21 protein-coding genes are annotated in these 25992 nt (G+C 41.0%); 16 read left to right on the top strand and 5 right to left on the bottom strand.

Annotated elements, in window-relative coordinates; all coding sequences use genetic code 11:
* Positions 1–226: 226 nt before the first annotated feature.
* Positions 227–400, bottom strand: a complete 174-nt coding sequence (locus LZF95_RS03285) for a hypothetical protein (RefSeq protein WP_233753557.1) — start codon at positions 398–400, stop codon at positions 227–229.
* A 90-nt stretch (positions 401–490) separates the two neighbouring features.
* On the opposite strand from LZF95_RS03285, the gene LZF95_RS03280 reads away from it, so the two are divergent.
* Genes LZF95_RS03280 through LZF95_RS03270 form a run of 3 tightly spaced genes read left to right on the top strand, consistent with a single transcriptional unit; the run spans position 491 to position 2308 of the window.
* On the top strand, positions 491–1123 hold the full coding sequence (locus LZF95_RS03280) for a hypothetical protein (protein WP_233753556.1): 633 nt from the start codon (positions 491–493) through the stop codon (positions 1121–1123).
* Positions 1116–1532, top strand: a complete 417-nt coding sequence (locus LZF95_RS03275; RefSeq protein ID WP_233753555.1) for a hypothetical protein — start codon at positions 1116–1118, stop codon at positions 1530–1532. Before LZF95_RS03280 ends, LZF95_RS03275 begins: the two co-directional genes overlap by 8 nt.
* A complete protein-coding gene (locus LZF95_RS03270; RefSeq protein WP_233753554.1) occupies positions 1532–2308 on the top strand; it encodes an ImmA/IrrE family metallo-endopeptidase in 777 nt (258 codons plus the stop codon). The genes LZF95_RS03275 and LZF95_RS03270 overlap by 1 nt, the downstream gene beginning before the upstream one ends.
* Before the next feature lie 158 nt (positions 2309–2466).
* Here the strand turns inward: LZF95_RS03270 and LZF95_RS03265 are convergent, their stop codons facing one another.
* A complete protein-coding gene (locus tag LZF95_RS03265) occupies positions 2467–3033 on the bottom strand; it encodes a hypothetical protein (protein WP_233753553.1) in 567 nt (188 codons plus the stop codon).
* A 1017-nt stretch (positions 3034–4050) separates the two neighbouring features.
* Between LZF95_RS03265 and LZF95_RS03260 the strand changes: the two genes are divergently transcribed.
* From LZF95_RS03260 to LZF95_RS03250, 3 genes are all read left to right on the top strand, one after another.
* Positions 4051–5436, top strand: a complete 1386-nt coding sequence (locus LZF95_RS03260; protein ID WP_233753552.1) for a TlpA disulfide reductase family protein — start codon at positions 4051–4053, stop codon at positions 5434–5436.
* A complete protein-coding gene (locus tag LZF95_RS03255) occupies positions 5433–8648 on the top strand; it encodes a SusC/RagA family TonB-linked outer membrane protein (RefSeq protein WP_233753551.1) in 3216 nt (1071 codons plus the stop codon). The genes LZF95_RS03260 and LZF95_RS03255 overlap by 4 nt, the downstream gene beginning before the upstream one ends.
* Positions 8649–8782: 134 nt before the next feature.
* Positions 8783–10162, top strand: a complete 1380-nt coding sequence (locus LZF95_RS03250; protein WP_233753550.1) for a RagB/SusD family nutrient uptake outer membrane protein — start codon at positions 8783–8785, stop codon at positions 10160–10162.
* Positions 10163–10217: 55 nt separating this feature from the next.
* Here the strand turns inward: LZF95_RS03250 and LZF95_RS03245 are convergent, their stop codons facing one another.
* Both LZF95_RS03245 and LZF95_RS03240 read right to left on the bottom strand, forming a co-directional pair.
* On the bottom strand, positions 10218–10502 hold the full coding sequence (locus LZF95_RS03245; RefSeq protein WP_233753549.1) for a hypothetical protein: 285 nt from the start codon (positions 10500–10502) through the stop codon (positions 10218–10220).
* A 392-nt stretch (positions 10503–10894) separates the two neighbouring features.
* On the bottom strand, positions 10895–11323 hold the full coding sequence (locus LZF95_RS03240; protein ID WP_111612307.1) for a MauE/DoxX family redox-associated membrane protein: 429 nt from the start codon (positions 11321–11323) through the stop codon (positions 10895–10897).
* A gap of 293 nt (positions 11324–11616) precedes the next feature.
* Here LZF95_RS03240 and LZF95_RS03235 point away from each other — a divergent pair, with 293 nt between their 5' ends.
* The 4 genes from LZF95_RS03235 to LZF95_RS03220 all read left to right on the top strand — a co-directional run bounded on the left by LZF95_RS03235 (position 11617) and on the right by LZF95_RS03220 (position 15380).
* Positions 11617–13170 (top strand): terpene synthase family protein, encoded by a 1554-nt coding sequence (locus LZF95_RS03235; RefSeq protein ID WP_233753548.1) that lies wholly within the window; start codon positions 11617–11619, stop codon positions 13168–13170.
* Positions 13171–13193: 23 nt separating this feature from the next.
* Entirely contained in the window at positions 13194–14042 is an 849-nt protein-coding gene (locus LZF95_RS03230) for an RteC domain-containing protein (protein WP_111612305.1), read from the top strand.
* Between the two features lie 85 nt (positions 14043–14127).
* Positions 14128–14967, top strand: a complete 840-nt coding sequence (locus tag LZF95_RS03225; protein WP_111612304.1) for an RteC domain-containing protein — start codon at positions 14128–14130, stop codon at positions 14965–14967.
* An 8-nt stretch (positions 14968–14975) separates the two neighbouring features.
* Positions 14976–15380 carry a hypothetical protein gene (locus LZF95_RS03220; RefSeq protein WP_233753547.1) on the top strand — a complete coding sequence of 135 codons (405 nt, stop codon included), beginning with the start codon at positions 14976–14978 and terminating at the stop codon, positions 15378–15380.
* 68 nt (positions 15381–15448) lie between these two features.
* On the opposite strand, the gene LZF95_RS03215 is transcribed toward LZF95_RS03220, so the two are convergent.
* Entirely contained in the window at positions 15449–15730 is a 282-nt protein-coding gene (locus LZF95_RS03215; RefSeq protein ID WP_233753546.1) for a hypothetical protein, read from the bottom strand.
* Positions 15731–16046: 316 nt separating this feature from the next.
* Between LZF95_RS03215 and LZF95_RS03210 the strand changes: the two genes are divergently transcribed.
* From LZF95_RS03210 to LZF95_RS03185, 6 genes are all read left to right on the top strand, one after another.
* Positions 16047–16433 (top strand): hypothetical protein, encoded by a 387-nt coding sequence (locus LZF95_RS03210; RefSeq protein ID WP_233753545.1) that lies wholly within the window; start codon positions 16047–16049, stop codon positions 16431–16433.
* On the top strand, positions 16418–17701 hold the full coding sequence (locus LZF95_RS03205) for a relaxase/mobilization nuclease domain-containing protein (RefSeq protein WP_233753544.1): 1284 nt from the start codon (positions 16418–16420) through the stop codon (positions 17699–17701). The genes LZF95_RS03210 and LZF95_RS03205 overlap by 16 nt, the downstream gene beginning before the upstream one ends.
* Positions 17702–17721: 20 nt before the next feature.
* On the top strand, positions 17722–19713 hold the full coding sequence (gene mobC, locus LZF95_RS03200) for a conjugal transfer protein MobC (protein WP_233753543.1): 1992 nt from the start codon (positions 17722–17724) through the stop codon (positions 19711–19713).
* A 575-nt stretch (positions 19714–20288) separates the two neighbouring features.
* On the top strand, positions 20289–20801 hold the full coding sequence (locus LZF95_RS03195) for a sigma-70 family RNA polymerase sigma factor (protein WP_233753542.1): 513 nt from the start codon (positions 20289–20291) through the stop codon (positions 20799–20801).
* A gap of 229 nt (positions 20802–21030) precedes the next feature.
* The gene (locus LZF95_RS03190; RefSeq protein ID WP_111612298.1) at positions 21031–21423 is read left to right on the top strand and encodes a hypothetical protein; all 393 of its coding nucleotides are present in this window, start codon (positions 21031–21033) and stop codon (positions 21421–21423) included.
* A gap of 132 nt (positions 21424–21555) precedes the next feature.
* Positions 21556–25926 carry a CusA/CzcA family heavy metal efflux RND transporter gene (locus LZF95_RS03185; RefSeq protein WP_233753541.1) on the top strand — a complete coding sequence of 1457 codons (4371 nt, stop codon included), beginning with the start codon at positions 21556–21558 and terminating at the stop codon, positions 25924–25926.
* Positions 25927–25992 lie beyond the last annotated feature (66 nt).

Here is a 25992-nt window from a genome sequence, read left to right as displayed (position 1 = left end):
AAAATAGACAGTCTTTCTTTGAACATCAGAAATAGCTAAACTATATTTACTAACTGGTGCACCCTTGTTGCCATTAGTGGCGCATTCCTGTTTTCCATTTTTGGTGCATTGTCAGTTACCGACTACAGCTCAATGATTTTTGCAGAGTAGAGGCCTTTAATACCTCCTCCATCAATTGATAATATTTTAAATGGTTTCGGCATTTTAGTTAATGGTTTAAATTTCTTTATTTCTCCTTTCTCACTCCTTTAAATGGTGTTCCGTCCTTTTTACCATCCATGAATTTCCCCGTATTTCCATCTCTTTTAGTCCATTGGCCTGTTTTAGTGTTTTGGACTTGGGAACGGTTTTTTACAGCCCCTATTCTTGCGTTATCGCCATATGGTTTGTTCGTTGCCATATTATTGCTATTTTCAGTTGTTTCTAATTATTGACTAACCAAATACTGGCCTCTATTAACTAATGCTGATAGGAAGAAAAAATTTACAATGTGAATTGTATTTTTTTTGAAATCTTCAGCATCTATAAACGAAAGGTGGAATCAGCTACGCACATCATATCTATGGAAGAGCTTCAGAAAGAGGCTCAAAAAGAGGACTGGAATCAGCTTTGGGTAATTCTTGTAGCTCATTGTATCAATAGGTTGATCAATAGGTATGGTATAAAAGGCAGCAAGGATGAACTGCTGAAAATTTCAGAAGAAAAACTTAGCGAGGTACTTTCTCTGGTATTGGTAGAGGGAACCAGAAATTGGAATACTGATGGATACAAAACATTCAAGGATTTCTTAGTCAGTGTGATTGACAGCCATCTTAATAACTCCTTCAATAAGTCCAAATCTAAGGAAGAACCGACCGAAGAAATTGTTGATAGCTCTGAAGATGGGAGCCCAGAAGACATGATGGTTTATGAGGAGTTAAGACAGGAAGCCTATGCATTTTTAGAAAGCGAGGGATCATCCGATGAAGAGCTGATGATCTTTGAATGTATGGCCGATGGTGTTGTAAAACCCAAGGCAATTAAAGATGATTTGGGAATCAGTGATTCCGATTTCCATAATGCATGGAGACGTTTAAAACCGCGATTAAATAAGCTTAGACAGAAACTATCGACTAATGAATAGGAAAGCGAACACATCAATTTTCAGGAACTTCGATAAACTCTCAACGAATGTAATTATCGAAGATTTTGATGCTGCAAAAGAATTTTTGGCTGAGCTTAAGATTGATACTGATGAGCTTAGTCTTCAAGGGGCTAATGAATTTAAAAAAGCGATATTTTTGGCTAAAGCAAAGGCCAATCAAAGACTTGACCAATCTCTTTTGAAGAAGTTGAAAGACAAAATTAAGGAGTCAATGGAACGGAATGCGATCCTGACCGGCGAGATTTTGAAAGACTTTTTTTCAGAGAAAAAAGTATCATTTCAATTCAGAAATCTAGAAAAGTGGTCGGATGATGATTTAAGAGAGGTCTTAGGAGACATTGATCTTACTAAGCTATTAGAGGATTTAGATGACATGGAAGATCAATAATGTCCTCTGGTCAGAAAGCAGCTAAGAAGTTTATGAGTGAACATGGATTGTTTGATGTTTCAAATATTCCTATTGAACTTGTTGCTACTGGTTTGGGAGCAACTGTGATTGAAAAACCAATGTCTAACGCTGATGGTAGAATTGTATTTGGAAATCGTAAAACGATAATTACCATCAATTCAGGGATAGAGTATGAAGGGAAACGGAGATTTACAATTGGGCATGAAATTGGTCATCTACGAATGCATAAGGATCACTTTTTACTTCACAATGACAATGATTCCACTCTTGAGTACTTTAAATCTGGCCATCAGGAAACGGAGGCAAATGAATTTGCTTCTGAATTATTAATGCCAGAGGCTTTATTTAGAAAAATATCTGATGAATATGAATTTGGACCCGAACTCCTTCGGTATTTGGCAGATTATTTTAAGACTAGTATTACTTCGGTGGCTTATCGATACTTTGAATACGGAAATCATCCAATTTGTTTGATTTATAGCTATGGTAATACCGTGAAATATTGGAAACGACCAGACCCATATGATCATTTCATTAAAGACAGAAATGGTCTAACGACACCTGATGATTCGGTAGCATCCGAATTTTTCAAGCAGGGGAAAATCTATTCAAAGAAGCAAAGTAAACAGGAGGTTTGGAAGTCTACCTGGTTTGAGCTTAAACCCTGGGAAAATGATAAATATTTCAATTTTTACGAATATTGCATTGTTACACCAAAGTATAATACGGTTTTAAGTGTTGTTTGGGAAGAATAGATAATTCATAGGGGTGGCATTCCAGAAAGTGAATAAGTGTTTGAAAAAAGATAATTAAATCAACTTATCCGATCATCAAACCACCCTCTTTCCCTCCTCAGTAATCACATACCTCTACTCTAGACCATTCCGTCTTTCAGGATTGTTCAAGCGAGATTTTATTGCTCAGTATAATGGTTTACAGATAGTTTGCTTTCAGTACCATCCTTTTTTATAAATGGCTTTTTTTGGAAAGTTAAATATCCGGTATCGACAAGATAAAGAAGGCTTTTTGTAGCCTTTTCGCTGTTAACTTTTATTTGATGTTTTTTAAGTTCTTCCACTACTTGAATTACTCGTTTCTCCGATTCAAAATACTTATTTTCAACCAGTAAAGTGCGAATTTTGAAAGTGAGACTTTTCTCATTTTTCAGGTTTACAAAGAAATTTGGGTTATGACTGTTAGTGGTTGTGAAATTTTTCAGGTATTCGATTCCAACTTCAGTCTTTTTAAGCTTAAAATTTGAATTGTAAACATCGGCCTCAGTAATTCCTAGTTTAATGGCAAGAGACTCGGCTATTGAATCACTAATTGACCTTCTCCCTTTTCTTAAAGAATACATATGATCAGTGGAAATTTTAAGAAATGCTGCCATTCCAATTGGAGTGAGCTCTAAGAATTTTATGAACTCTTTAAATCTTTGGGCTGAAATCTGGTCAAGAACTTTGTTAATATCTTCATCCATAACCAAATGGATTAAATTATTCAGTCTAAAAAGTGGTCAAAATGTTTATGGTCTTAAATTCTTTACTTATATTTAGACACTTAAGAAAAAGTGAAGGATTTAATCCTTCGACTTGGCATTAATCAATGAGTCTCGACTGCAATTCCGACAATTTGTATTAGGACGAGACGGTAGGTTAATGCTCAAGGGATTATTATGCGTACTTTCGTATGCACTATAGCTCTTGGGCCCTATCGTAATTCCGTTCCTAAAGGTGTCGGAACCTGCAGTGCGGTAGATTGGCGCCCAGGCTATGGTGCTCCATTTTTATCGTCATAAAGACTCGTTTTACCATTTTTCATTTCTAATGAAAACGAGCATGATTGATTTACTTCCTTTTCTGTTGCAGACAGTAGCCTGTAGGTTCCACAGGTTGGAAGGTTATGCTCAGTTGGTAATCGGGTCAGTTAGTTCTCTACCTATTACACATTATCTATTACCAGAGGAACTCGGCATCGCCGCGGTAGATCGCCTGTATCCTCTAAAGCCCAAGAATCCAATCTAAGGATTTGGGCACTTTTTTTCTCTGATTGCTTCCGATTGGGCTTTGTATGTTCGTCGGGCCTGTCCGCCGTGGCGGAACAATTCACACAGATCAGGGAGGGACGTTACACGATGATGGAGATCATCTGCTGCAGCAGGTCAACAGCTCCATTACTTCAGTTTAATTCCTATTCATTATTGCTGGTTGCCTGAGAAAGGCAGGATGGAAGAGGTATGTCTTGAAAAATGTACCGAGTACCAAGTACAAAGAGCCAAGAATCAAGAAGTTAGAGTTGAGAGATTTCTCATTTGGAACTCCTTCGAAATGACCTGAAGGTCGGTTGTAAGGATTTTAGATTTCTTACTTAAGCTTTTAGCTTTCTGACTTCTGCTCACTGCGACTTCCTACTTCCAACGCCGGACATCGGGCATCCGACACCGGACACCTTTCTTCCATCTTCGGTCTTCCGTCTTCCAGCTTAAAATCGTAAAAGCATGAAAAAACACATACTCATATGCTTAATGGGACTGCTATGTCTACCCATAAGCACCACCACAGCACAGGTTGCTGATTCACCTACTCCAGGGCAGGATTTGGTTTATTATGCCGGAGTCCATCGGGGCGGGGAGACCCGCTCCGATACCTTGAGTATAGGAGACCAGATTCCTAAGGGCATCGAATTCTCCGAGGTCTTGAAGTTTGACTCGGATAAGCTCCGATTGGACGATTACCGCGGCAAATACCTCATCCTGGAGTTTTGGGCGCCTACCTGCACAGCAAGTATTGCTTCATTGCCAAGGATGGCAAATCTGAGTCGGGAGTTTAGGGATCAGATTGCAATTATTCCTATGACCATCTTTGAAGAAGAGCGGGTTTCCGAGGTCTTTGCCGGTTACGAATCTCTTGTCGGGGTTGATTTACCCCTAGTGCTCCATGCAGGTAAGATGCGAGAGCTGTTTCCGCATTCCACGATTCCTCATTTTGTTATCGTGGATCCAGAAGGGAAGGTGATTGCAATTACAGGTTTGGAGGATCTGACAAGTTCCAATCTGGAAAAAATGCTCTCAGGGGATGCTTCGGTTTTCCGCTACAAGGAGGACCGTAAAATCCTATTGGGAAGGTACGACAAACTGATTTCTGAAAGCCCCCAGGTACCTTCTAAAAACATCTGGTTTCAGTCTGCGCTGACAGGATATATCCCCGATGTATCGGGTTCTATCATTCAGGAATACGAGGACCTTTCCCATATACGCATCGTCAATATGCCCTTGATCAGGCATTACCAGTTGGCTTTTTCGGAAAGGGATCTGGTGGATTATTATGGGAGAAACCGTATTCAGACTATTGGATTTGAAGCCGAAGAACTCTTTACCAAAAAGACAGGAATGGATTATCTGGACTGGAAAGAACAGGGTTATCATGTTTTTGGCTATGAGTTGATCGCTCCTCCTTCCCAAAATCCCTATGCGCTGATGCGCGAGGATCTAAACAGGTACTTCCCCCATATCAAGGCCTCTGTCAAAAAGGAGAAGCGGAAGGTGTATGCGATAGTTCAGCAGGAAGGAACTAACTACCCCAAAGCGCAAGAGGTTGAAAGCAGCTATCAAGCCGGAGCCTTTGGGCTTAGTATGCAAAATTATCCCTTGCAGGGCTTTGTCTATCACCTTAATTTCTATTTCTATCAACGATCAGAATTCCCTATCCTCAACCTGACCGGAATAGACTATCCCATTGATCTGGAACTGGAAGCACAGCTATCCAGTATTTCCAGCCTGAAGCAGGCGCTACGTCAGGTGGGTTTGGATCTGCTGGAAAAGGAAGTGGAGATCAACGTATTGGTTTTGGAAAAAATAGGGGATGCTAAAGTACTGGCTTTATGAAAAATCTACTGATTCTAATTTTTGTTTTGGCCTTTTCTTCTATGGATCTATGCGCCCAGAATCTGCAAGTTGTAGGAAGGGTGCAGGATCAAACTACCGGTGAAGCATTGATCGGAGCTTCGGTGCGTGTTCTGGAAAGCGGAACGGGGAAAATTACCAATGAGGAAGGTGTATTCCGTTTTGAGTTGGACGCAGGAACCTATACGCTTCGGATTAGCTACCTGGGTTATACTGTCCGGGAAATTGAAATGGAAGTTCCTCTTTCGGAGCAGTTAACTATCCTTTTGGCGCCAGAAGACTTTGAGTTGGGAGGCGTAGAGGTACTCGCCACTGGTTATCAGGAGATTCCGAAGAGCAGGGCTTCAGGTTCTTTTGTTTCCTTGAATGAGGAACTGGTGGATCGTAGGGTAAGTACCAACCTGATTGATCGATTGGAAGATGTTACTTCCGGTCTGATCCTGAACCGTACCGGTGACGTGGGGAGAGATCCCATTTCCATCCGAGGCAGAAGTACCTTGGGAAGGTTTTCTCAGCCTTTGATTGTGATAGATAATTTTCCCTATGATGGAAATCTGGAGGATATCAACCCGAATGACGTTTCCAGTATTACCGTCTTGAGGGATGCTGCTGCGGCTTCAATCTGGGGTGCCCGTGCAGGAAATGGGGTGATCGTTATTACCACCAAATCAGGAAAGAGCAACCAAGCCACCCGAGTCAGTTTTACAGGTAATGCCAACTGGATTCAACCTACCGATCCTTTTCTTGCTCCAAACCTAGGAGTAGATGATTACATCGATGTGGAGGAAATGCTCTTCGGACAGGGCTTTTATACTGCCTTGGAGTCTGATTTTGGAAATGAGGTATTAAGTCCGGTCGTGGAAACCTTAATCGCAAAACGGGATGGATTGATCTCATCATCGGAAGCGGATGCAAGGATCGCAGCATTCCGAAGTTATGATCTGAGAAATAATCTGAATGAATACATCTATAGGCCCCAACTCAATCAGCAATACAATCTTGGAATAGCGGGAGGAGGAAATTACCATACCTACCGGATTTCTTTAGGTTATGACGACATTCGACCAGAAATCATTGGGGATGCTTCCAATCGGATTACCTTTTCCCTGAAAAATGATTTTTCTGTCTTTTCGGATAAACTGAAGGTTCAGACTGCTTTTTATGGGGTGAAAAGCAGGGATACGGATGCTCATATGGCTCCCGATGATATTACCTTCAGCAGCTATGCAGGAACCTATCCCTATGCAAGGCTGGCAGATGAATCAGGAAATCCCTTAGCGTTAAACCGGGACTACAGAAAGGGGTTTAAGGAGGAAATGGAAAGCTTGGGCTTATTGGACTGGTCTTTTATTCCTTTGGAGGAAAAAGGAAGATCTAACACTACTTCCCTGCGGGATGATTGGCGGGTAAATTTGGGATTGGCTTATGAGGTGCTTCCAGGCTTATCAGTTCAGGGCTTGTATCAATATTGGCAGAATACAGGCATGTCAGAACGCCAGTATCAGGATAATAGCTATGATGCCCGGAATTTGATTAATCAATTTACCCAAGTAGCCGAAGAGGGAGACTTGTCTTATGCCATACCAAAGGGAGGCATTTATAACTACTCGAATTCTAGAGCTTATTCCCATTCAGGTAGGCTGCAAGCCAATTATGAAAAAGATTGGGAACAGGGATGGAAATTAAATGTGCTGGCAGGAACGGAAGTCAAAGCCTTGGAGTCCAACTCCTTTTCAGGGAGATATTACGGATATAATCCTGAATTGGCTACCACACAGGTGGTGGATTATGTGAGTTTGTTCCCCTTGTCCACCAATCCTTTTGCTACGGCACGGATTCCCAACACTGAAGGAATCAGTTTGCTGCGTGATCGATTCTATTCAGGTTTTGCCAATGCTTCGCTAGTATATCAAGACCGATACCTGCTCACCTTGAGTGCAAGAAAAGATGCTTCCAATCTTTTTGGCGTCGCTGCCAATCAAAAATCTGTTCCGCTCTGGTCTGCCGGATTGGGATGGACGCTGAGCGAAGAAAAGTTTTATAACTGGGCTTGGATGCCGTTTATGAAGCTCCGAGCTTCCTATGGATACAATGGAAACGTTGACCGTAGCCTGACTGCTTTCACCACGGCGCGTTCGACTACATTTAATCCTATTACCCAGATTCCTTATTCCATCATCGTAAATCCCCCAAATGAAAATCTACGCTGGGAGCGGATCAAGATTCTGAATCTGGGTCTCGACTGGGAAAACAGGTCAGGTAGGATAAAAGGCACCTTTGAATTTTACAAAAAGGAAGGCTTGGATCTGATCGGCACAATTCCTTATGCACCTTCCACCGGAATCACATCATTCTCAGGGAACAATGCTGCCACGCAAACCAAAGGTTTTGATCTCTCACTGGAAACGGTCAATCTGAAAGGGAAATTTACCTGGTCGTCGGTGCTATTGCTTAGTGGAATCAAGGAAAAAGTCACTTCCTACGAAGATGAGATCAATGTGAACAACCTGCTGAACTATGGTATAACAGGCTTGGGAGGAACCTATTTTCCAATCGAAGGAAGACCTCTTTTTGGGGTTTATTCCTTGCCATGGATGGGATTGAATCATGAAACAGGAGATCCTGTGGGTTTGCTGGATGGAGAAGCCAGTGAAGAATATCGGGAGATCATCAACGGAGCCACATTGGAATCGCTAGTTTATCACGGTCCGGCACGTCCCACAATTTTTGGCTCATTCAGGAATAGCCTCAGCTTTCAGGGCTTTAGTCTTTCGGCAAATATATCCTATCGCTTCGGGTATTACTTCCGAAGATCTTCGGTGCAATATGAATCCATTTTGCAGGGTCGGGGAGGTCATTCTGATTATGCCCTTCGCTGGCAGGAAGTAGGGGATGAATTGATTACACAGGTGCCTTCCACGCCTGAGGCGAGGGATGCATTTCGGGATCAGTTTTACAGAAGCAGTTCGGTCTTGGTAGAAAAAGGGGATCATATCCGCTTACAGGATATCCGGCTGGGTTATAAAATTTCTACCACATCCAAGCGAGCAGGGATTTTCAACAATGCTGAATTCTATTTATATGCCAATAATCTAGGCATTATCTGGAAAGCCACGGATACAGACTGGGATCCTGATTTTGGAACTTTCAAGCCTAGAAAAAGTATCGCAGTGGGAGTTCAACTGGATTTCTAACCAGCAAAAAGATCATCAAGAATTAAAAGGGAGCCGGTCATCAAATTTCTTCATAAGGTGAGGGTGGTTCCTCTTTTAGACCTGTCCGGGGAGAAATTCCCGGGCCCCTTTTTAACTCATTAATTATAAATCAAATGAAAAATATACTAGAACAGATTAAACAAAAGAAAGGTAGATTGGCACTTTTGCTGTCTTGTTTTTGCCTCTTTGGCCTGATGTCCTGCGAGGAGTTTTTGGATGCCAAACCTAATCAAAGCCTGGTAGTTCCCAAAACCTTGGCAGATGTGCAGAGCCTGCTGGATAATACGAATGTATTCAATGGGCAGGCAACCTTGCCAAGTATTGCATCCGAGGAGGTCTGGATTTCCGATGCAGGATATGCAGCGTTAAGTAATCCCATTGAGCAGGCGGTATTTATCTGGTCAGATGACCCTTATCCATCCGGATTCTCTGGGGACTGGAACAGTTTGTACGAGCAGGTATTTTATTCTAATGTTGCCTTGGAAGTATTGGAGGATTTCGAAGGGGAGCAGAGTGAGTTTTACCAAACCTTGCTTGGTTCGGCTTATTTCTACCGAGGCTATGCTTACCTGCAATTGGTATCGGAATTTGCAATGCCCTACCAGAAAGCAGGGGGAAATGAGTCCTTGTTAGGAATCGTGCTCAAGTCCACTGCAGATGTAAATGAGGAGCTGGAGCGAGCTAATCTACAGGAAAGCTATGATCAAATTGATGCGGATTTGACTAGGGCAGTGGAATTGTTGCCGGAAAACAATATGCCCAAAACCAGGCCATCCAAAGCCATTGCCTTGGGAGTGCTTTCAAGATTTTACTTAAGCACTTTCCAATACACTTTGGCCGCGCAGTCTGCTAGGGAGGCTTTGGGGATTTATACCGATCGATTGGATTTCAATGAACTGGATGTGGATGCAAGAAGACCCTTTACCCGTTTTGACGAGGAGACTTTATTTTACTCCACCTTATTTAGTTATTCCTATTTGAGGTCTACTCAGGTATTTGTGGATTCGGCCTTGATGGATCTATATGAGGAAGTTGATTTAAGAAAGCCTGCTTTTTTTGATGAGACCTCCTCTGGGAATTTTAACTATACGGGAAAGCTTTCCGGTGCTACTCAGAATTTTGGTGGAATCAGTGTAGGGGAGCTCTACCTGAATGCTTCTGAAGCATTAGTGAGAACAGGCAAGGATGAGGTAGCATTAAGTATGCTCAATGAATTAATTTCCTTACGGCATCAATCGGAAGCTTGGATGCCATTATCCGAATTGAGCTCGGAAGAATTATTGGAGAGAATCCTTGAAGAGCGTAGAAAGGAGCTAATAGGGAGGGGATTACGCTGGATGGACTTGAGGAGATTGAACCAGGAAGTTGAAGCAGAAACTTTGGTTAGAGTTGTGAATGGGATTCGATATGAATTGGCTCCCAATTCTCCAAGGTATGCATTTCCTATTCCTATGGATGAAATCAGCAGAAGCGGAATTGTGCAGAATCCTTGATATATAAAAACCCGAGGCTCATGGGAGCCTTGGGTTAGTGGTACTAAGGTTTGAATTACAGTTCCACAAATTCTCCTTCGCTCAGCACGTTAAGGATACCGGTTGCTGGATTGTCATTGTGGAATTCTACCAGACAATACATTTCACTGGCATTACACTCATAGTCCTCGGACTGAACCAGTATAGTGACATCCCTATAACCATTAGATTGGGTGGCGTCTGGGGTCCAGATTTTAGTTGCCGTAGGTTCTCCACCTATGACGGGAGCATTGAAGGCAAATGCAGCAAAGGCTGCTATTACAAATGCAAATGCAGGTAATCTTTTAATTAGTGTATTCATGATTATGTCCTGTTTTTTAACATATAAAAAACAGGAAAAACGTTTAGGATTCCCGGATTGAGCTACATGCTGTTTACCGGAAGTGGTTAAAATACCTACTCTGTTTAAAGGGTTTTCGGCATCTCCCTCTTGCACTACCCAGTATAGTCTGGAGTCTCCACTTCCAGATTCGGAGACAGGTAATGCGGTAAATTGAGTTGATTTTCATTAAGCTATTTTTTGGGGTGGGATAATGCCTTTTCCTGCCCCGTTTTTTCAAATTCCTAGTGACAAGTCTTTATTCTTCAGAGCGATAGTGTTTAATTATTTACTCTTTAGATGCTGGTGTAATTAATATTTAGTTTATATTGTTTAAGGAAATAGTTGCTATCACCTACTAAAAACTTAACGCCTCAAGGCGGGATCTGAGGATTCCGCTTTTTTGTGAAGTATAGTCCGATGATACTTATTCCAATCATTCCACTGTTAAGCCAGAAATGTGCTTTCCAACTTAAGCTTTCTAAAACTCCCGCACAGTTGCAGGGAACTCTGGGAAAAGCTCCTACCCAGATCAATCCCACATAGGTGGTGAAGACGGTGAGGAGGAGGATACTTGAGAGGTATCCCCACCATCTACTGACTGAAAAGAGTAGGAGTAAGGCAATCAGCAACTCAATAGTCGGTACTGCATAGGCCAGTACTTCTGCCAGCTCTGCAGGAAAGGTCTGGTTATGGAATGCTTTTCTGCTGTCCTGCCAGTGTAGGATTTTGTCAATTCCAGTATAGGTCCATAAGAGGATCAGCAGGATGCTTGGGATAGCTGATTTTTCTGTGTTTTCCATTCATTTTAATGTTCGATGGAAAGTTGGGTATTATAAAAATCCAGAATTCACAAGGTGGGTGATAAACTTAAAAAGTGTATCAATTATACAATTTTAGATGGTTTTGAAAAATAAGTGATTGATTAGTTGGTTTTTAGATGTCGGAATTTTAAACTGGACTACTGTTTTTTTAGTGAATAATAGAACTAAGCAAGTTCGGCAGTTGGATCTCCAACTGTAAAGGCAATTTAAATGTAAGCTCTGGCAAGGAGTTTTGTTATCGGAAGTACTGTGTAATCTAAACAGTCATCATCATGAATGGGTATGATTTGGATCCAACGTTTTTAAAGAAACTTTTCGGACTGGAAGGTAAAGTGAGTGATAATGCTTTTGAAAAAGTAGGTGAATTTCTGGAAATAAGGAATGCTAAACGAAAAGCTACCATCCGTCATGCCGGTACTGTGGAAACCGAATCCAGGTTTCTGGTGGAAGGAATGATCGGGATGTACTATATGGGTAAGTTGTCCAGACTCTACTTTCCGGGTGATGTCTTTATGGATTTTGAATCCTATCAAACACAGATACCCAGTAAATATCGCTTTAGGTCTTTGGGAGAATCTTTTTATATAAGCCTTTCCTACCCAAATGAAACGCTATTGCTGAAGGAAATACCTGAGTTCACAGACTTTTCAAAATCCCAGATTGCAAAAGTCCGACATTCTGATGTGGAATGGCATGCATTTACCCAGATGAACTACCGGGACAAACTCAAGGTGATTGAAGAGAAGTTCCCCAAGTTCACCTATGATCTGACCAATAATGAAAAGGCGAGCCTTCTGGGGGTAAGCTACGCTACAGCAGCACGTATTAAGAAAGAGTCCACTGGTAAAAAACCTGCTGATAAAAGTGGAAAACTTGGAAAATTGCTACACTATCCATTTCCTGCCTATGTCCACACTGATGCAGCTGACATCGAAGATCAAACAGCATCATGGGCATTTCACTTTCATTCAATCCTAAGGAGTAAGGAAGAGGTGGCTTACTACAAAAATCAGAAATTCAGCTACCTGTCCTCCTGCCTGTATCCGGAAATTGATATTGAAAGAGGGGTTTGGATTTCCAAGCTCTACCTCTGGCTGTTTTATATGGATGATATGACAGATGATTTGCATATTGGACAGAAGGCCGATTTTTGGAATTATCTTCTATCCGGGGTTGTAAACGTCATGGAGGGTAAACCATTGGGATTTTATCCTGATCGCATATCCCTTTTCCTTAATGCTTTTAGTGATCTGGCCACAGAATTCGATGGGTTGGTTTCGGGCAATAAAGAACTCAAGGGGCTGATTTTTTCTGAGGTTCTGAATTATATGCAGAAGAATAAAATTGAAGCGGAATTTAAGGACAAAAAGACTCTGCCTAGTTGGGAAGAATACCAGGATATCAGGCCAGCTTTTTCAGGAGGAAATCTAGCCTTGGCCCTTTGTGCCTTTGAATCAAGTGAGAATTTTTCAAGTGATTCTTTTGATTGGAAAGAAACATCCGATCTCCGTGTGCAGGCTGCCAAGCTGATCTACTTATCCAACGACTTGATATCTTACCAAAAAGAAACTGATAGAGGTGATTTTATGAATGCCGTGGCATTATTGATGCAACATAAAGGAATGAGTTTCAAAGAGGCCCAGCAGGAAATTTTGAACCTGCATGCGGAAACACTGGAGGAATTTATGGTGCTGGAAAGAAGATGGAGAGAGGAATACAAGCCTGAAAACAGTGGTATACTGAAATACCTCAAGCAGATCAAATACAAGATTGCAGGTTCAGTGCATTGGTCACTTTCGATTTCTCCACGCTACAGGAAGAGTTGATTCTTCACTTAAAATTCTAATTTATGAGCATTCTCGCGTTTTCGGACCAGATAATCTCCAGACTGAAAAATGATCTGGAGGTTTTGAAAATGGATGGAGAAAACAAGCTCATCCAATTTGAATCTGCCTTTCACCTAGTGGATAGGGCTTTGGATAAGATCAAACTGTTCATGGATAAATACGAATTTGCGTCTGATACTGAGGAGATAGAATTCTTCAAACACCATATGACCTACCTCCTAAGGGAGTCTGTCTATTTCTCCGAGCTTTTCAATATGGAGTCTGTCAAACCGGCTGGGTCGGAACATGAAATCAGAAAATTCTACGAAAAGGAATTGCTGAGTGTACAGGAGTTCTTACAAAGCAACCAGAACCTTTACAATTATCTCCTAATGAGAAAAGAGAACCAGGACAAGGTTTTTTTCTTAAGAAGTGCTCAGGCGCCAGTATATAAGCCGAATTTATTCTGGCATACCCTGGATACCAGATATTGTACTGTCTATACTTTGTATTGTGCCAGGATCATGGGCACTCTTTCATTGGCAGGCTATATCCATGATCAACTATTGTTCTTACATGACGCCAAGAGCCCAGTTAATGAAGGTAAAAATCCCCAATTGCTTTGGACTGGGAAAAAGGCGGACTTGGTGGAATTGGTATATGCCCTGAAAACTTCAAATGCAATAAATTACGGAAATGCCAGTGTTACGGAATTGGCAACCATTCTGGCAGAAGTATTCGGTAGGGAACTGCAAGGGTATTATAGAACCTTCCTGGAAATTAAGACGCGTAAGAAAAATAGGACTGTATTTCTCGACAAGTGCAAAGAAAGTCTGGAGGCTTATATGAGTAGTTTTGAAGCTGCGAAGTAGTAATCATTCCCTACGTATTAGGATTAAAAAAAGGCACTGAATGAGTTGAGAGGCAATCAGAGTTCTGGAAATAAATAAGGAGGATATGAAAGCATTTGTAGAAAAGCTTTTTGAGGAGATGGAGTTGTCACTGAAAGAGGTGGCGAAAGAAACTTCAAGCGAAATACAAAAAGCTGAGAAAAGTGGAAGAGCTGTCCATGCTATTTTACTCAAACTTAAATTGTTTATGGGGGGATATCAATTTGCTGATAGTACCGAGGAGATAAAGTTCTTTAAGGAGTACAAACCTCTATTTTATAAAGAACTAATATTTTATTCTGAGCTTACCTACATTGAATCAAGAAGACCTATAGGAAAGAAAGAGCTTATCAAGTCGTATTATCATCATGTAATGGATCAGATTCAGGATTTTTTTGCTAGAAACCATCAGCTCTATATCTACCATCAGTTGGATAGGAGTGACCAGGACGAACAGCTGTTTTTAAGAAATTCTCTCCCTGTTTCATTTATCCCAGATTATTCCTTTGATTTTGACCCGGAGTTTTCTACAGTGAACAGCAGTAAGTTGGCCAAAATAATGGCTTATGAAAGTCTGATTGAATATATGCAAGAACAGTTAATAAAATTAGAATTGGGGCTAGGTAAAAGTGGGGACAAAAATTCAAACCATGAATGGACGGACTCAAAGTCTGCATTGATTGAATTGGCTTATGCGCTGCATTCAAGAGGCTCTGTAAATCACGGAAAGAGTGATGTGAAGATGATCATATCGATTCTGGAGAAAATCTTTCATGTGAAAGTTGGGAATTTCTACCGCACATTCCAGAGCATGAGGGGCAGAAAAAAAGGGAGAACAATCTTTTTGGATGGTCTGAAGGAAAGCTTGGTGAAGCGGATGGATGATACGGATATGGGATATCAATAGGACAAATTATGTTTTGGGAAAATTTATTTATTGTATCGGTAGGAATTTGTCTTTTGGGAGGAGGCTTTGCGTTGAGGGTATGGGTGAATCGTAGGAGGTTTTACCGGCGAGGACCTGGAGGCTTGCAATATTATTCCAGATATAGCAAAGCAGTTTTAAGTTCTATGGTTGAAGGTTTTATGATGTTTGTGAGTATTCCAATGATGATCTTGGGAATGCTGATTATATTTTTATGGAGCATTTATCTGATTGACAGAGGTAAGTATAAAATTCAAGACTCTGATAAAACAGAAAAAAGTCAAGAAGATCCCACAGCCCACTTCCTTGTTCCTGCGGAAAAGGGCTATGGTAAAAGATTGATCTACCCTTTACAAACCGATTCATTCCCTGCGTCCATGGATCGATTTGTATAAGGTAGGTTTGATCATTGTAATGATACCTAACCTTTCTGTATTTTTTAGCAATAAGTAGCCTGTTTCTCCTAGCATTGACTTGTCAGCCTTTTAAGTTTGGAACTTAGGGTAGTTAGTCCCGCTTTCTCCAAGCTATCGGAGATAATTGTATTCAGCTCTTCTTCTGATTCTTTTGATATGCGAATAGGGTTTTTACCGGGTTCAGATTTTTGTTCCATTCCACGTGTGATTACTTCACTTAGTAACAACACGGTTTTGCGGGGAATTTTCAGATCGATTTTTACTGTGTCATTCATGCCTGGAACGGCAAGTAGGGTATCGTAAATTGTTTCAAGAGATGAGTTCGCCATGTTTTATTAGTTTTGAGTTGGAAATAATGTTTTCCTAAAACTACTGTCTATCAATGAAATGAGCCTATTTAGAAATTGATCAGGATAGGTAAATGATCCAAGCACTTTTTATACTTGTATCACCTACCGACTGGGATTTTGAAATGGACCAGAGATTTTTCCAAAGCTTCAAAAACCTTAAAAAGCTAACGGGATTTCCTGTGTCCTCTGAAATCGGCAAGATGTACGGTTGTATCACAACCGGATCTTGAACCCCTTACTCCGAAGTCGTGGGGTTGGAATTTGTAAAGATGTTGAACAGTGAATAAGGATCGTGATGAAGGTAGAAAACAAGAGAAACAAATGGCTGCATGTTAGACTGACACTCCAGGAATATGAGAAAATCCAAGTAGAATTTGAGCAGACAGTTCAGGATAGCCTGAGTGAATATGCCAGGAGATTGCTTTTGAAAAAGCCTATAATCGGGAGGTATAAGGATACCGGAATGCAGGAACTTTTGGCCGAGTTAACATCGCTGAGGAGAGACTTGCATGGTGTTGCTACCAACTATAATCAGTTGGTGAAAAAGATAAATTCAACTGCTGGAAATGAACTAAAAATTCACCTTTCTGAGGGAAAGATATTACAGCGGGTGATTGAAGATTCACTGGAATCGGTTACCCTTTTTATCAATCAATCAGCAGCGAAATGGTTGCAATCATAAAGACCAGCGCTTCTTTAAGACGACCATTCCACTACAATGAAAATAAGGTAGAACAAGGAGTGGCTGAATTGCTTTTGACCCAGAACTATCCGGTTGAGGAAGCGGTCAAGTCAGCAGATATTCGTCTGAAATACATGCTTAAACTGACTGAATTGAACTCCAAAACTTCAGTGAATTCAGTGCATATTTCTCTCAATTTTGCTCCTGGAGAGGATTTTGAAAAAGAAAAATTACGAAAGATTGCCAAGGAATACATGCATGGGATTGGGTTTGAAGACCAACCCTATCTGGTGTATAAACACACCGATGCAGGTCACCCCCATCTGCATATAATCACTACGAATATTGGCTTGGATGGAAAGCGGATTGCTCTCCATAATATCGGAAAACTCAAGTCTGAACCGACCCGAAAAGCCATCGAAAAACAGTTTGGTTTGGTGCCAGCCGAGTCGCAGAAACAGGGACTTTTTATAGCAAAGCCTGTGTCGATTTCCAAACTGGACTATGGTAAATCTGAGACTAAGCGAGCCATTGGAAATGTATTGCAACATGTGTTAAACAACTACAGTTACACTTCCTTGCCTGAACTAAATGCGTTATTGAAAGGCTATCGGATTTTGGCTGACCGTGGGACAGAAGAATCACGAATTTTCAAAAATAGAGGACTGATTTACCGGGTGTTGGATGGACAAGGAAATAAAGTTGGGGTACCTGTAAAGGCAAGCAGTTTTCATTTTCGTGCTACACTTAATGCCATAGAATCAAAGTTTGAATTCAATAAAACAGAACGTAAGAAATATATCAATTCCATTCGCTCAGCAATTGATCTGACTGTATTGAAGATGCATAAAAGCAGTTTGGATGAGGTAATAAAAAGCCTGGAGAAGCAGGGCATTGTCACGGTCAAACGGGAGAATCAAGAAGGTCGGATGTATGGGATTACTTTTGTTGACCACCGAACCAAATGTGTGTTTAACGGAAGTGCACTGGGTAAAAAATACAGTGTGAATGGATTGTTGGATCGAATAGGAAATAATCAAAAAAATGGCACGGTCACTCCCAAATCATACATCAAATCTACAAGTCAGGCACAGGAAAATCCAAGAGATCAGCGACTAATTCTACCAGTTATTGGTAAGGAGACCAGAAGTTCAAATAGCTCTTCAAGAGGTTTGTTTGATGAAGTGATTACACCGATGGAGACGTATAGTTACCTGCCATTTGAATGGCGGAAGAAGAAACGGAAAAAGAGAAAGCAGGTAAAATAACAGGAATAAGCTAGGAGGGGATGGGGATGCAAACTGGAGAAAACGAGCAGGGATTACGCAAGATTTTGGACATGACCCGCCTAATGGGGGTTGGGGTTTTGGGACTGCATTTTTATTACTATTGCTATGCTACTTTCAAAGATTGGGGACTGGTTTCAGACCTGACTGATGGAGTATTAGAGAATGTTATAAGTACCGGTCTCTTTGAGGATTTTTATGCCTCCAAGCTTATTGCGATTGCCTTGCTTTCGATCTCACTTTTGGGAATCAAGGGTAGGAAGAATGAAAAGATGAATGCCAAAACAGCATCGGTTTATGGCGTTTTGGGCCTGGTATTTTATTCAGGCAGTTACGTCTTGATGCTGTGGGAAGCGCCAATAGAATGGATTTCGATTACCTACATGACAGTTACCTCCTTAGGTTTTTTGCTTATACTTTCGGGTGGAACAAAGCTCTCGAGAATTATTTATGACAAACTTAGTAGTGATGTTTTCAATTCAAAAAATGAGACCTTTCCTCAGGAGGAACGGCTGCTAGAAAATGAATTCTCAGTCAATCTACCTGCAAAATATAAACTGAAAGGAAAGGTTAGAGACAGCTGGATCAATATTATCAATCCTTTTCGTGGCCTGATGGTGTTGGGTACACCGGGTTCCGGGAAAAGCTATTTTGTCATTCGTCATGTGATCACACAGCACATCAAAAAGGGCTTTTCCATGTTTGTGTATGACTTTAAATTCGATGATCTGTCATCCATCGTTTATAATACCTGGCTTAAAAATAAGGCTAGTTATAATGTAGTTCCAGCATTCTATGTTATCAACTTTGATGACCTTACCCGAAGCCATCGCTGTAATCCTTTGGCTCCTGAAACCATGCTGGATATCACCGATGCAGCAGAATCAGCCCGAACAATATTGATGGGTTTGAATAGGGAATGGATCAAAAAACAGGGAGACTTTTTTGTGGAATCACCGATCAATTTCCTGACCGCCATCATCTGGTTTTTGAGAAAATACAACGGTGGAGAATTCTGTACATTACCTCATGTGATTGAGTTGATGCAGGCTGATTACGATGAGTTGTTTACGGTTCTGCGAACTGAAAAGGATATTGATGTGCTGATCAATCCTTTTGTAAATGCCTACCTGAATGATGTGATGGAGCAGTTGGAGGGACAAATCGCTTCGGCCAAAATATCCATGGCAAGACTATCTTCTTCCCAGCTGTATTATGTGCTTTCCGGTAATGATTTTACGCTGGATATCAATAACCCAGAAGAGCCAAAGCTGGTCTGCATGGGAAACAATCCTCAGAAGATCCAGATCTATGGAGCTGTACTTTCATTGTATGTAAACCGTCTGGTGAAGCTGGTAAACCAGAAAGGTAAGCTGAAAAGCAGTCTGATTTTTGATGAATTTCCGACCATCTATTTGAATGGGATGGACAGTTTAATTGCCACTGCTAGAAGTAATAAGGTTGCCACTACTTTGGGAGTTCAGGATCTCAGCCAGCTACGAAAAGACTATGGGCGGGATCTTGCAGATGTGATTATGGGCATAGTTGGTAACATAGTTTCTGGACAGGTAAACGGGGATTCTGCCAAACAATTATCAGATAGGATAGGGAAGATCATGCAGGACAGGCAGAGCCTTTCCATAAACAGTGCAGATACTTCTGTCAGTCGATCAAAACAGTTGGAGTCTGCTGTTCCACCTTCTACCATATCCTCTCTTTCATCGGGTGAATTTGTAGGGATGGTAGCAGATAATCCAGATTGTAAACTGAGCCTAAAAGCATTTCATTCTGAAATTATTAACGATCATAAGGCATTGAAAAAGGAGCAGGATAACTACCAGCCCATTCCTGAAATCCGAAAGCGGGACAATGCTATCGTGCAGCGAAATTATTTGCAGATCAAGCAGGATGTGCAGGATATTATTCAGGCTGAAATGGGAAAGTTATTGAATGATCCAGGGAAGAAGCATTTGGTGATTAGGAAGGGTAATTAAAAATCACTCTTAATTATTCGATGTGGGAATAGGGCAATAGTAATGTTTACATTCAATGGCTTAATAGACTAAAGTAAAGAATTTTTTGAGCGTAAATGGAATCATATTATTATTTCCATTATGTCGGTCTTCGCTTTTTAATTCGAGTGATATTTAACCTCATTAAATACATTGGAATTGATTCGAATTTCTGCCTCGTATTTCTCGTACATTTCCAGGGGTACGGACTGTACGAACCATACGAATTCTGAAATATCATTTTTTGGCAGTCTTCATAAGAACACATGCCTGAATGATGTATGCGTCACTGAATTTGAAGGACGCAACCCTTGAGAGAAAAAGGTTTCCAAAAATTATTTATAAAAAATGTATCCTTTTCCCCACTTTCTGGTCTACTAAGTGAACCAAAACAATTAAAATATGAATTCTTGTACCTGTACATCCTGTTCCTGTGATCAATGCAATTGTGTGGATTGCTCAAAGAGCAATTGTCCCTGTGAAAAATGTAATTGTGAAACCTGCTCCTGCTGTAATTAAAAGGAACAATCTCAGGATTAATTTCTAATTTACTGTCTATGGATTCCGAAGAAATTTATCAGAAATATTATTCAACCCTATTCTTCTTTATCCTAAAAAGGGTGAAAGATGAGGTGGCAACAAAGGATATTCTACAGACTACTTTCCTGAAAATCCATGAAAAAAAGTATCAGCTAAAGGACAGGAGTAAACTCAAGGGCTGGATATTCCAGATTACCAGAAATGAAATAGCCAACTATTTCAATTCACGTGATTCCCAGCCTGTAGAGGAACCAATTTCCGAGACTAATGTGGAAACTCCCTGTTGTCTGGACCGGTTTATTGATGAGCTCCCTAAACTTTACCAAACTCCTGTCCAGCTGGTCTATTTGGAAGGAAAGTCCCAACAGGAAACTGCAAATCTTCTAGGGATCAGTTTGGCATCCACCAAAGGTAGGATTAGGAGGGCAAAGGAGATATTAAAGGAAAGATTCAGGATCTGTTGTAAATATCAGGTCAATGAAAAAAATCAGCTTGTCGGAAAATCTGACTGTGAAGTATGTGATAACTGAATAGGCTATTCTTATGTTTTTTTTACCTCGAAGAAGTGGGAGTAAAACTCTAAAGATAGACAGTTGATTTAATGCAGAAACACCCTTTTTCTAACTATTGGAGCCAGTTTACAACAAATCAGAAATTCATGCTCATCTGCTTATTAAAACATCCCAAAAGGATACTTGGATTTTACTATAGAATTTTCTGCAATAGCCTTGCACTACTTTATTTTGTAGCTTTGCAAATATGAAACGGCTTGGAAATAAATCATTTATTGCGCTACTCCTTTTGGGGATGTTGTCGATGAATTTGGATTTATGCTGTCAGATACAAAAGCTTCCCTTCTTGTTTTCACATTTTGGAGAGCATCAGAAGGAGCATGGTGATTCAGTATTAGACTTCGTCGTTGAAGATTACATAGATCACGGGAATGATAATACAGGTCATGACGAAGAAAATCATGAGAATTTACCATTTCACGGAAATCATACCTGTTCCCACCCTTCAATCTATTTCTCCTCCATTGCTGAATTTGTAGTACCTCAGTCTTTTACTGAGAAGGTACAAGCAGAAAGCTATTATAATTTCCTTTTTACCTCACCGGTTTTAGGTGAACTTTTTCAGCCTCCTCGGGGCTAATTCCCTCATTTCATTTCGTAGCAATTTATCCTGATCAGAATACTTGATATTCCTGTTTAGGATTGCTGTGAGTGCTTTTTTCTTTGGGCAAATCTGCCCACTTCCATTTTAATTCATAAAACTTAATTCCTTATGCTGGATAATATAATCCGGTTCTCAGTTAAAAATAAACTGATAATCGGGCTACTTACCATAGGATTAGTCATTGTGGGCGGGTATTCACTTACCCAACTTCCCATTGATGCAGTTCCTGATATTACCAATAATCAAGTACAAGTAATCACTACTTCCCCGTCATTGGCGGCTGAAGAAGTAGAGCGTTTAATCACATTTCCCATCGAAATCACGATGGCCACTATTCCTGACATTGAAGAAATCAGAAGCTTTTCGCGTTTCGGGTTGTCAGTTGTTACCATTGTGTTTAAGGAGAATGTGGATGTCTATTGGGCCAGACAACAGGTAAATGAACGCATGTCCGAAGTCAAAGAACAAATACCTCCGGGGATAGGAGCTCCGGGGATGGCTCCGATTACCACAGGGTTAGGGGAAATTTACCAATATGTAGTTGGTGTAGAACCTGGCTATGAAGACAAATATGATGCACGTGAACTTAGAACTATTCAGGATTGGATAGTCAGAAGGCAGCTACTTGGTACGCCAGGGGTAGCTGATGTGAGCAGCTTTGGAGGGTATCTCAAACAATATGAAATCGCCATAGAGCCTGATCGGCTCAAATCTTTGAATGTATCAATTGCTGATATTTTCCAGGCGCTTGAAGATAATAATGAAAATACCGGTGGAGCCTATATTGAGAAGGATCTAACTGCTTTATTTATTCGAAGTGAAGGCTTGGTAGGTTCTTTTGAGGATATCAATAATATCCCCGTACGGGTAAATGAAAATGGGATTCCAGTTCTCATTAAAGATGTCGCAAAAGTACAGCTTGGTAATGCTGTGCGCTATGGGTCTACCACCAGGAATGGTGAAGGTGAAGTAGTCAGTGCGATTGTAATGATGCTGAAAGGTGAAAATTCGGCAGAGGTTATTGATAACGTCAAATCAAAAATCGAAGAAATTAAAGAAACATTGCCCGAAGGGGTGACTTTAGAGCCTTTTTTGGATCGATCCAAACTTGTGGACAATGCCATTGGCACAGTTAGTAAAAATCTGATTGAGGGCGCCTTGATTGTCATTTTTGTTTTGCTGCTTTTGCTTGGCAATTTGAGAGCAGGGCTGATAGTGGCTTCGGTAATTCCACTTGCCCTGCTTTTTGCTTTCTCACTCATGAATCTATTCGGGGTGTCTGGTAACCTGATGAGTTTAGGGGCAATTGATTTTGGATTAATTGTAGATGGAGCCGTCATTATAGTTGAGGCAACCATGCATCATTTAGGTTTGGTGAAAAGGAAAACAAAGCTGACACAGCTGGAGATGGACGAAGAGGTGTTTCTTTCTGCAAGTAAAATCCGAAATTCAGCTGCGTTTGGGGAGATTATAATTCTTATCGTATATCTACCAATTTTAGCATTGGTTGGAACTGAGGGTAAGATGTTCAGACCAATGGCGCAAACAGTGGCTTTTGCTATTCTTGGTGCATTTATACTCTCGCTTACTTACGTGCCCATGATCTCTGCACTTTTTCTAAGCAAGAAGATCAGTGACAAGCCTAATATTTCTGATAAAATCATGGGATTTTTCCATCGCTTCTACGACCCTTCCATTCGATGGGCTATGCATCATAGGGGAATAGTCATTAGTGTAGCCTTGGTTTTATTGATTGTTTCAGGTTGGGTTTTTTCCCGTATGGGTGGAGAATTTATACCTACTCTGGAAGAGGGGGATTTTGCTGTGGAAACGCGGGTGGTCACTGGTTCTTCCCTTCAGAATACCATGAAGGCTACAACCCAGGCAGAGAAGATTCTTTTGGACCAATTTCCAGAGGTAGTGGAAGTTGTATCTAAAATCGGGGCAGGTGAAATTCCAACGGATCCCATGCCAGTTGAAGCTGCGGATATGATGATTGTCTTAAAGGATAAAAGTGAGTGGACTTCAGCTACCAACAGGGAAGATTTGGCAAATAAGATGTCTGAAGCTTTGGAAGTTTTGCCAGGGGTCAACTTTGGATTTCAACAACCCATACAAATGCGCTTCAATGAATTAATGTCTGGGGTGCGTCAGGATGTGGCTGTCAAAATTTATGGAGAAGACCTTGAAAAACTATCTGAATACGCCAACCAGATAGGACAGATAGCACGAGGTGTAGAAGGAGCGGAAGATATTTATATAGAGGAAGTGACGGGAGTGCCACAGATAGTCATTGATTACAAAAGGGCTCAACTGGCTAAATATGGACTAAGTATAAAAGAAGTGAATCGGTCTATACAGGCAGCATTTGCAGGTGCTTCAGCCGGGAAGGTTTATGAGGGGGAAAAACGGTTTGATCTGGTAATAAGACTCGATCAGACTAAAAGAAATGATATTGAGGATGTTCAGAATCTTTTTATCGCCCGGGCTAACGGAGAGCAGATCCCGCTATACCAAGTAGCTGAAGTTTCAGTAAAAGAAGGCCCCTATCAAATCCAGCGGGATGATACCCAGCGGAGAATTGTAGTCGCATTCAATGTGAGAAATCGGGATGTAGAAAGCATAGTTAATGAAATAGAGTCCAAAATTGAAAATGCTGTAACATTTGAAACGGGTTATTTTGTGACATTCGGAGGCCAATTCGAAAATTTGGTTGAAGCTAAAGCCAGACTGGGGATTGCAGTTCCGCTGGCCTTGTTATTGATTTTTGTCTTGCTGTTCTTCACATTCGGTTCTATCAAACAGAGTATTTTGATCTTTACGGCTATCCCTCTTTCCGCCATCGGAGGGATTTTCGCTTTGACCTTACGGGGAATGCCTTTTAGTATATCTGCAGGAATTGGGTTTATTGCACTGTTTGGCGTAGCTGTACTTAATGGTATAGTTCTGATTGCTGAATTTAACCACCTGAAAAAGGAAGGGGTCACCGACATATTTGAAAGGATCTATTCGGGAACTAGAACCCGGTTAAGACCCGTAATTATGACTGCTTCCGTGGCATCTTTGGGCTTTTTGCCAATGGCACTTTCATCTTCAAGTGGAGCGGAAGTTCAAAAACCACTGGCTACCGTAGTGATCGGTGGACTGATCACGGCCACCATCCTGACTTTGGTTGTCTTACCTATATTATACTATTATTTCGAAAGAGGTTTGAGAAGACCCAAAGGCACTGTAGGGTTACTGGTGATTGGATTCTTGGCCTTAGGAAATTTATCTTCCTATGCACAAACTCCAATGCATGTTACTTCCCTGGATCAGGCAATAGAACTGGCTTTGGAAAACAATCCAAGTGTCAAAGCTGAAGGACTTAGATTGGAACAACAGCGGGCATTAAAAGGGGCAAGCTGGAATATTGGGAAAACAGCTGTGGACATGGAATATGGCCAAACAAACAGTGCCTTCACCAACGACAGCCGGTTTTCGGTTTCCCAGACTTTTGAGTTTCCGACCACCTATAGCCGACAAAATGGATTGGCTGAATCTAAAATAGTTTCTGGTGAGTTGGCAGTGGAGATGAGTAAAAATGAATTGATCAGATCCGTGAAATCCACTTGGTATGCGTTGTGGACTGCAAGGGAAAAAGGGAAATTACTTGCCAGGCAAGACAGTATTTATGACCGGTTTGCATCTGCAGCTTCCTTGAGGTTTGAGTCTGGTGAAACCAATCTTTTGGAAAAGGCAACCGCAGAGACCCAGGTGGCTGAGATCCAGGCTATGATAGCTCAGAACAATGCCGATGTGGAGATCAATACCAAACGGTTGAGGATGCTTATCAATGCTGAAGTTACGATTGAGCCTGAAATGGGAGGATTGAAGGAAAATTCACCTCAGCTTTCTCTGGACCAGAATAGTATCGCCGACAACCCTACATTAGCCTGGGTTCAGCAGCAAATTGCCATTGCAGAAAAGGAAAAGTCAGTCGAAAAATCTCGGTTGATGCCGGACATCAAACTAGGGTATTTTAATCAGTCCTTCAATGGGCCAGGTCAAACCATGTCTGGAGACCCTGTAGTTTACAGCTCAAAAGACCGCTTTGATGGATTTCAGGTGGGTTTAGCCATTCCTATTTTCAGTTTGAAGTCACAATCAGCGATTATTAAATCAAAATCAATTCGGATTGCTGAAGCAGAGGAACAAGAAACAGCATTCACCAATGAGCTCGAAAACCGATTCACCTCTTTACTTCTCGAGTACCAAAAATTCCAGACCAGTTTGGATTTTTATGAAGATAGTGCTCTTCCTCAAGCAGAGCTTATCCTAAAACAATCCCAGAGAGGTTTCCAAAGTGGTGAAATTGGCTATGTGGAATACACACAAGGACTCAATAGAAGCTTGAATGTGTACTTCAACTATCTGGATTTACTGGACAAATCCAATCAAACACTTATTCAAATCGAATTCTTATCGGGTATCAACTAAAACCGATCAAACGGAAATAATATGAAATCAAGCATGAATAAAAAGTCAGATTCTAAGGTGATTAAG

The sequence above is a fragment of the Algoriphagus sp. AGSA1 genome (assembly GCF_021390545.1).
GTDB lineage: Bacteria > Bacteroidota > Bacteroidia > Cytophagales > Cyclobacteriaceae > Algoriphagus.
The sequence above is the reverse complement of the archived record's forward strand: the minus strand, read 5'-3'. Positions and strand labels throughout refer to the sequence as shown.

Excerpts from the sequence above, each read along its gene's own strand:
- LZF95_RS03285 (WP_233753557.1), bottom strand. The coding sequence starts at position 400 with ATGGCAACGAACAAACCATATGGCGATAACGCAAGAATAGGGGCTGTA.
- LZF95_RS03275 (WP_233753555.1), top strand. The coding sequence starts at position 1,116 with ATGAATAGGAAAGCGAACACATCAATTTTCAGGAACTTCGATAAACTC.
- LZF95_RS03270 (WP_233753554.1), top strand. The coding sequence starts at position 1,532 with ATGTCCTCTGGTCAGAAAGCAGCTAAGAAGTTTATGAGTGAACATGGA.
- LZF95_RS03265 (WP_233753553.1), bottom strand. The coding sequence starts at position 3,033 with ATGGATGAAGATATTAACAAAGTTCTTGACCAGATTTCAGCCCAAAGA.
- LZF95_RS03260 (WP_233753552.1), top strand. The coding sequence starts at position 4,051 with ATGAAAAAACACATACTCATATGCTTAATGGGACTGCTATGTCTACCC.
- LZF95_RS03255 (WP_233753551.1), top strand. The coding sequence starts at position 5,433 with ATGAAAAATCTACTGATTCTAATTTTTGTTTTGGCCTTTTCTTCTATG.
- LZF95_RS03250 (WP_233753550.1), top strand. The coding sequence starts at position 8,783 with ATGAAAAATATACTAGAACAGATTAAACAAAAGAAAGGTAGATTGGCA.
- LZF95_RS03245 (WP_233753549.1), bottom strand. The coding sequence starts at position 10,502 with ATGAATACACTAATTAAAAGATTACCTGCATTTGCATTTGTAATAGCA.
- LZF95_RS03240 (WP_111612307.1), bottom strand. The coding sequence starts at position 11,323 with ATGGAAAACACAGAAAAATCAGCTATCCCAAGCATCCTGCTGATCCTC.
- LZF95_RS03235 (WP_233753548.1), top strand. The coding sequence starts at position 11,617 with ATGAATGGGTATGATTTGGATCCAACGTTTTTAAAGAAACTTTTCGGA.
- LZF95_RS03230 (WP_111612305.1), top strand. The coding sequence starts at position 13,194 with ATGAGCATTCTCGCGTTTTCGGACCAGATAATCTCCAGACTGAAAAAT.
- LZF95_RS03225 (WP_111612304.1), top strand. The coding sequence starts at position 14,128 with ATGAAAGCATTTGTAGAAAAGCTTTTTGAGGAGATGGAGTTGTCACTG.
- LZF95_RS03220 (WP_233753547.1), top strand. The coding sequence starts at position 14,976 with ATGTTTTGGGAAAATTTATTTATTGTATCGGTAGGAATTTGTCTTTTG.
- LZF95_RS03215 (WP_233753546.1), bottom strand. The coding sequence starts at position 15,730 with ATGGCGAACTCATCTCTTGAAACAATTTACGATACCCTACTTGCCGTT.
- LZF95_RS03210 (WP_233753545.1), top strand. The coding sequence starts at position 16,047 with ATGAAGGTAGAAAACAAGAGAAACAAATGGCTGCATGTTAGACTGACA.
- LZF95_RS03205 (WP_233753544.1), top strand. The coding sequence starts at position 16,418 with ATGGTTGCAATCATAAAGACCAGCGCTTCTTTAAGACGACCATTCCAC.
- mobC (WP_233753543.1), top strand. The coding sequence starts at position 17,722 with ATGGGGATGCAAACTGGAGAAAACGAGCAGGGATTACGCAAGATTTTG.
- LZF95_RS03195 (WP_233753542.1), top strand. The coding sequence starts at position 20,289 with ATGGATTCCGAAGAAATTTATCAGAAATATTATTCAACCCTATTCTTC.
- LZF95_RS03190 (WP_111612298.1), top strand. The coding sequence starts at position 21,031 with ATGAAACGGCTTGGAAATAAATCATTTATTGCGCTACTCCTTTTGGGG.
- LZF95_RS03185 (WP_233753541.1), top strand. The coding sequence starts at position 21,556 with ATGCTGGATAATATAATCCGGTTCTCAGTTAAAAATAAACTGATAATC.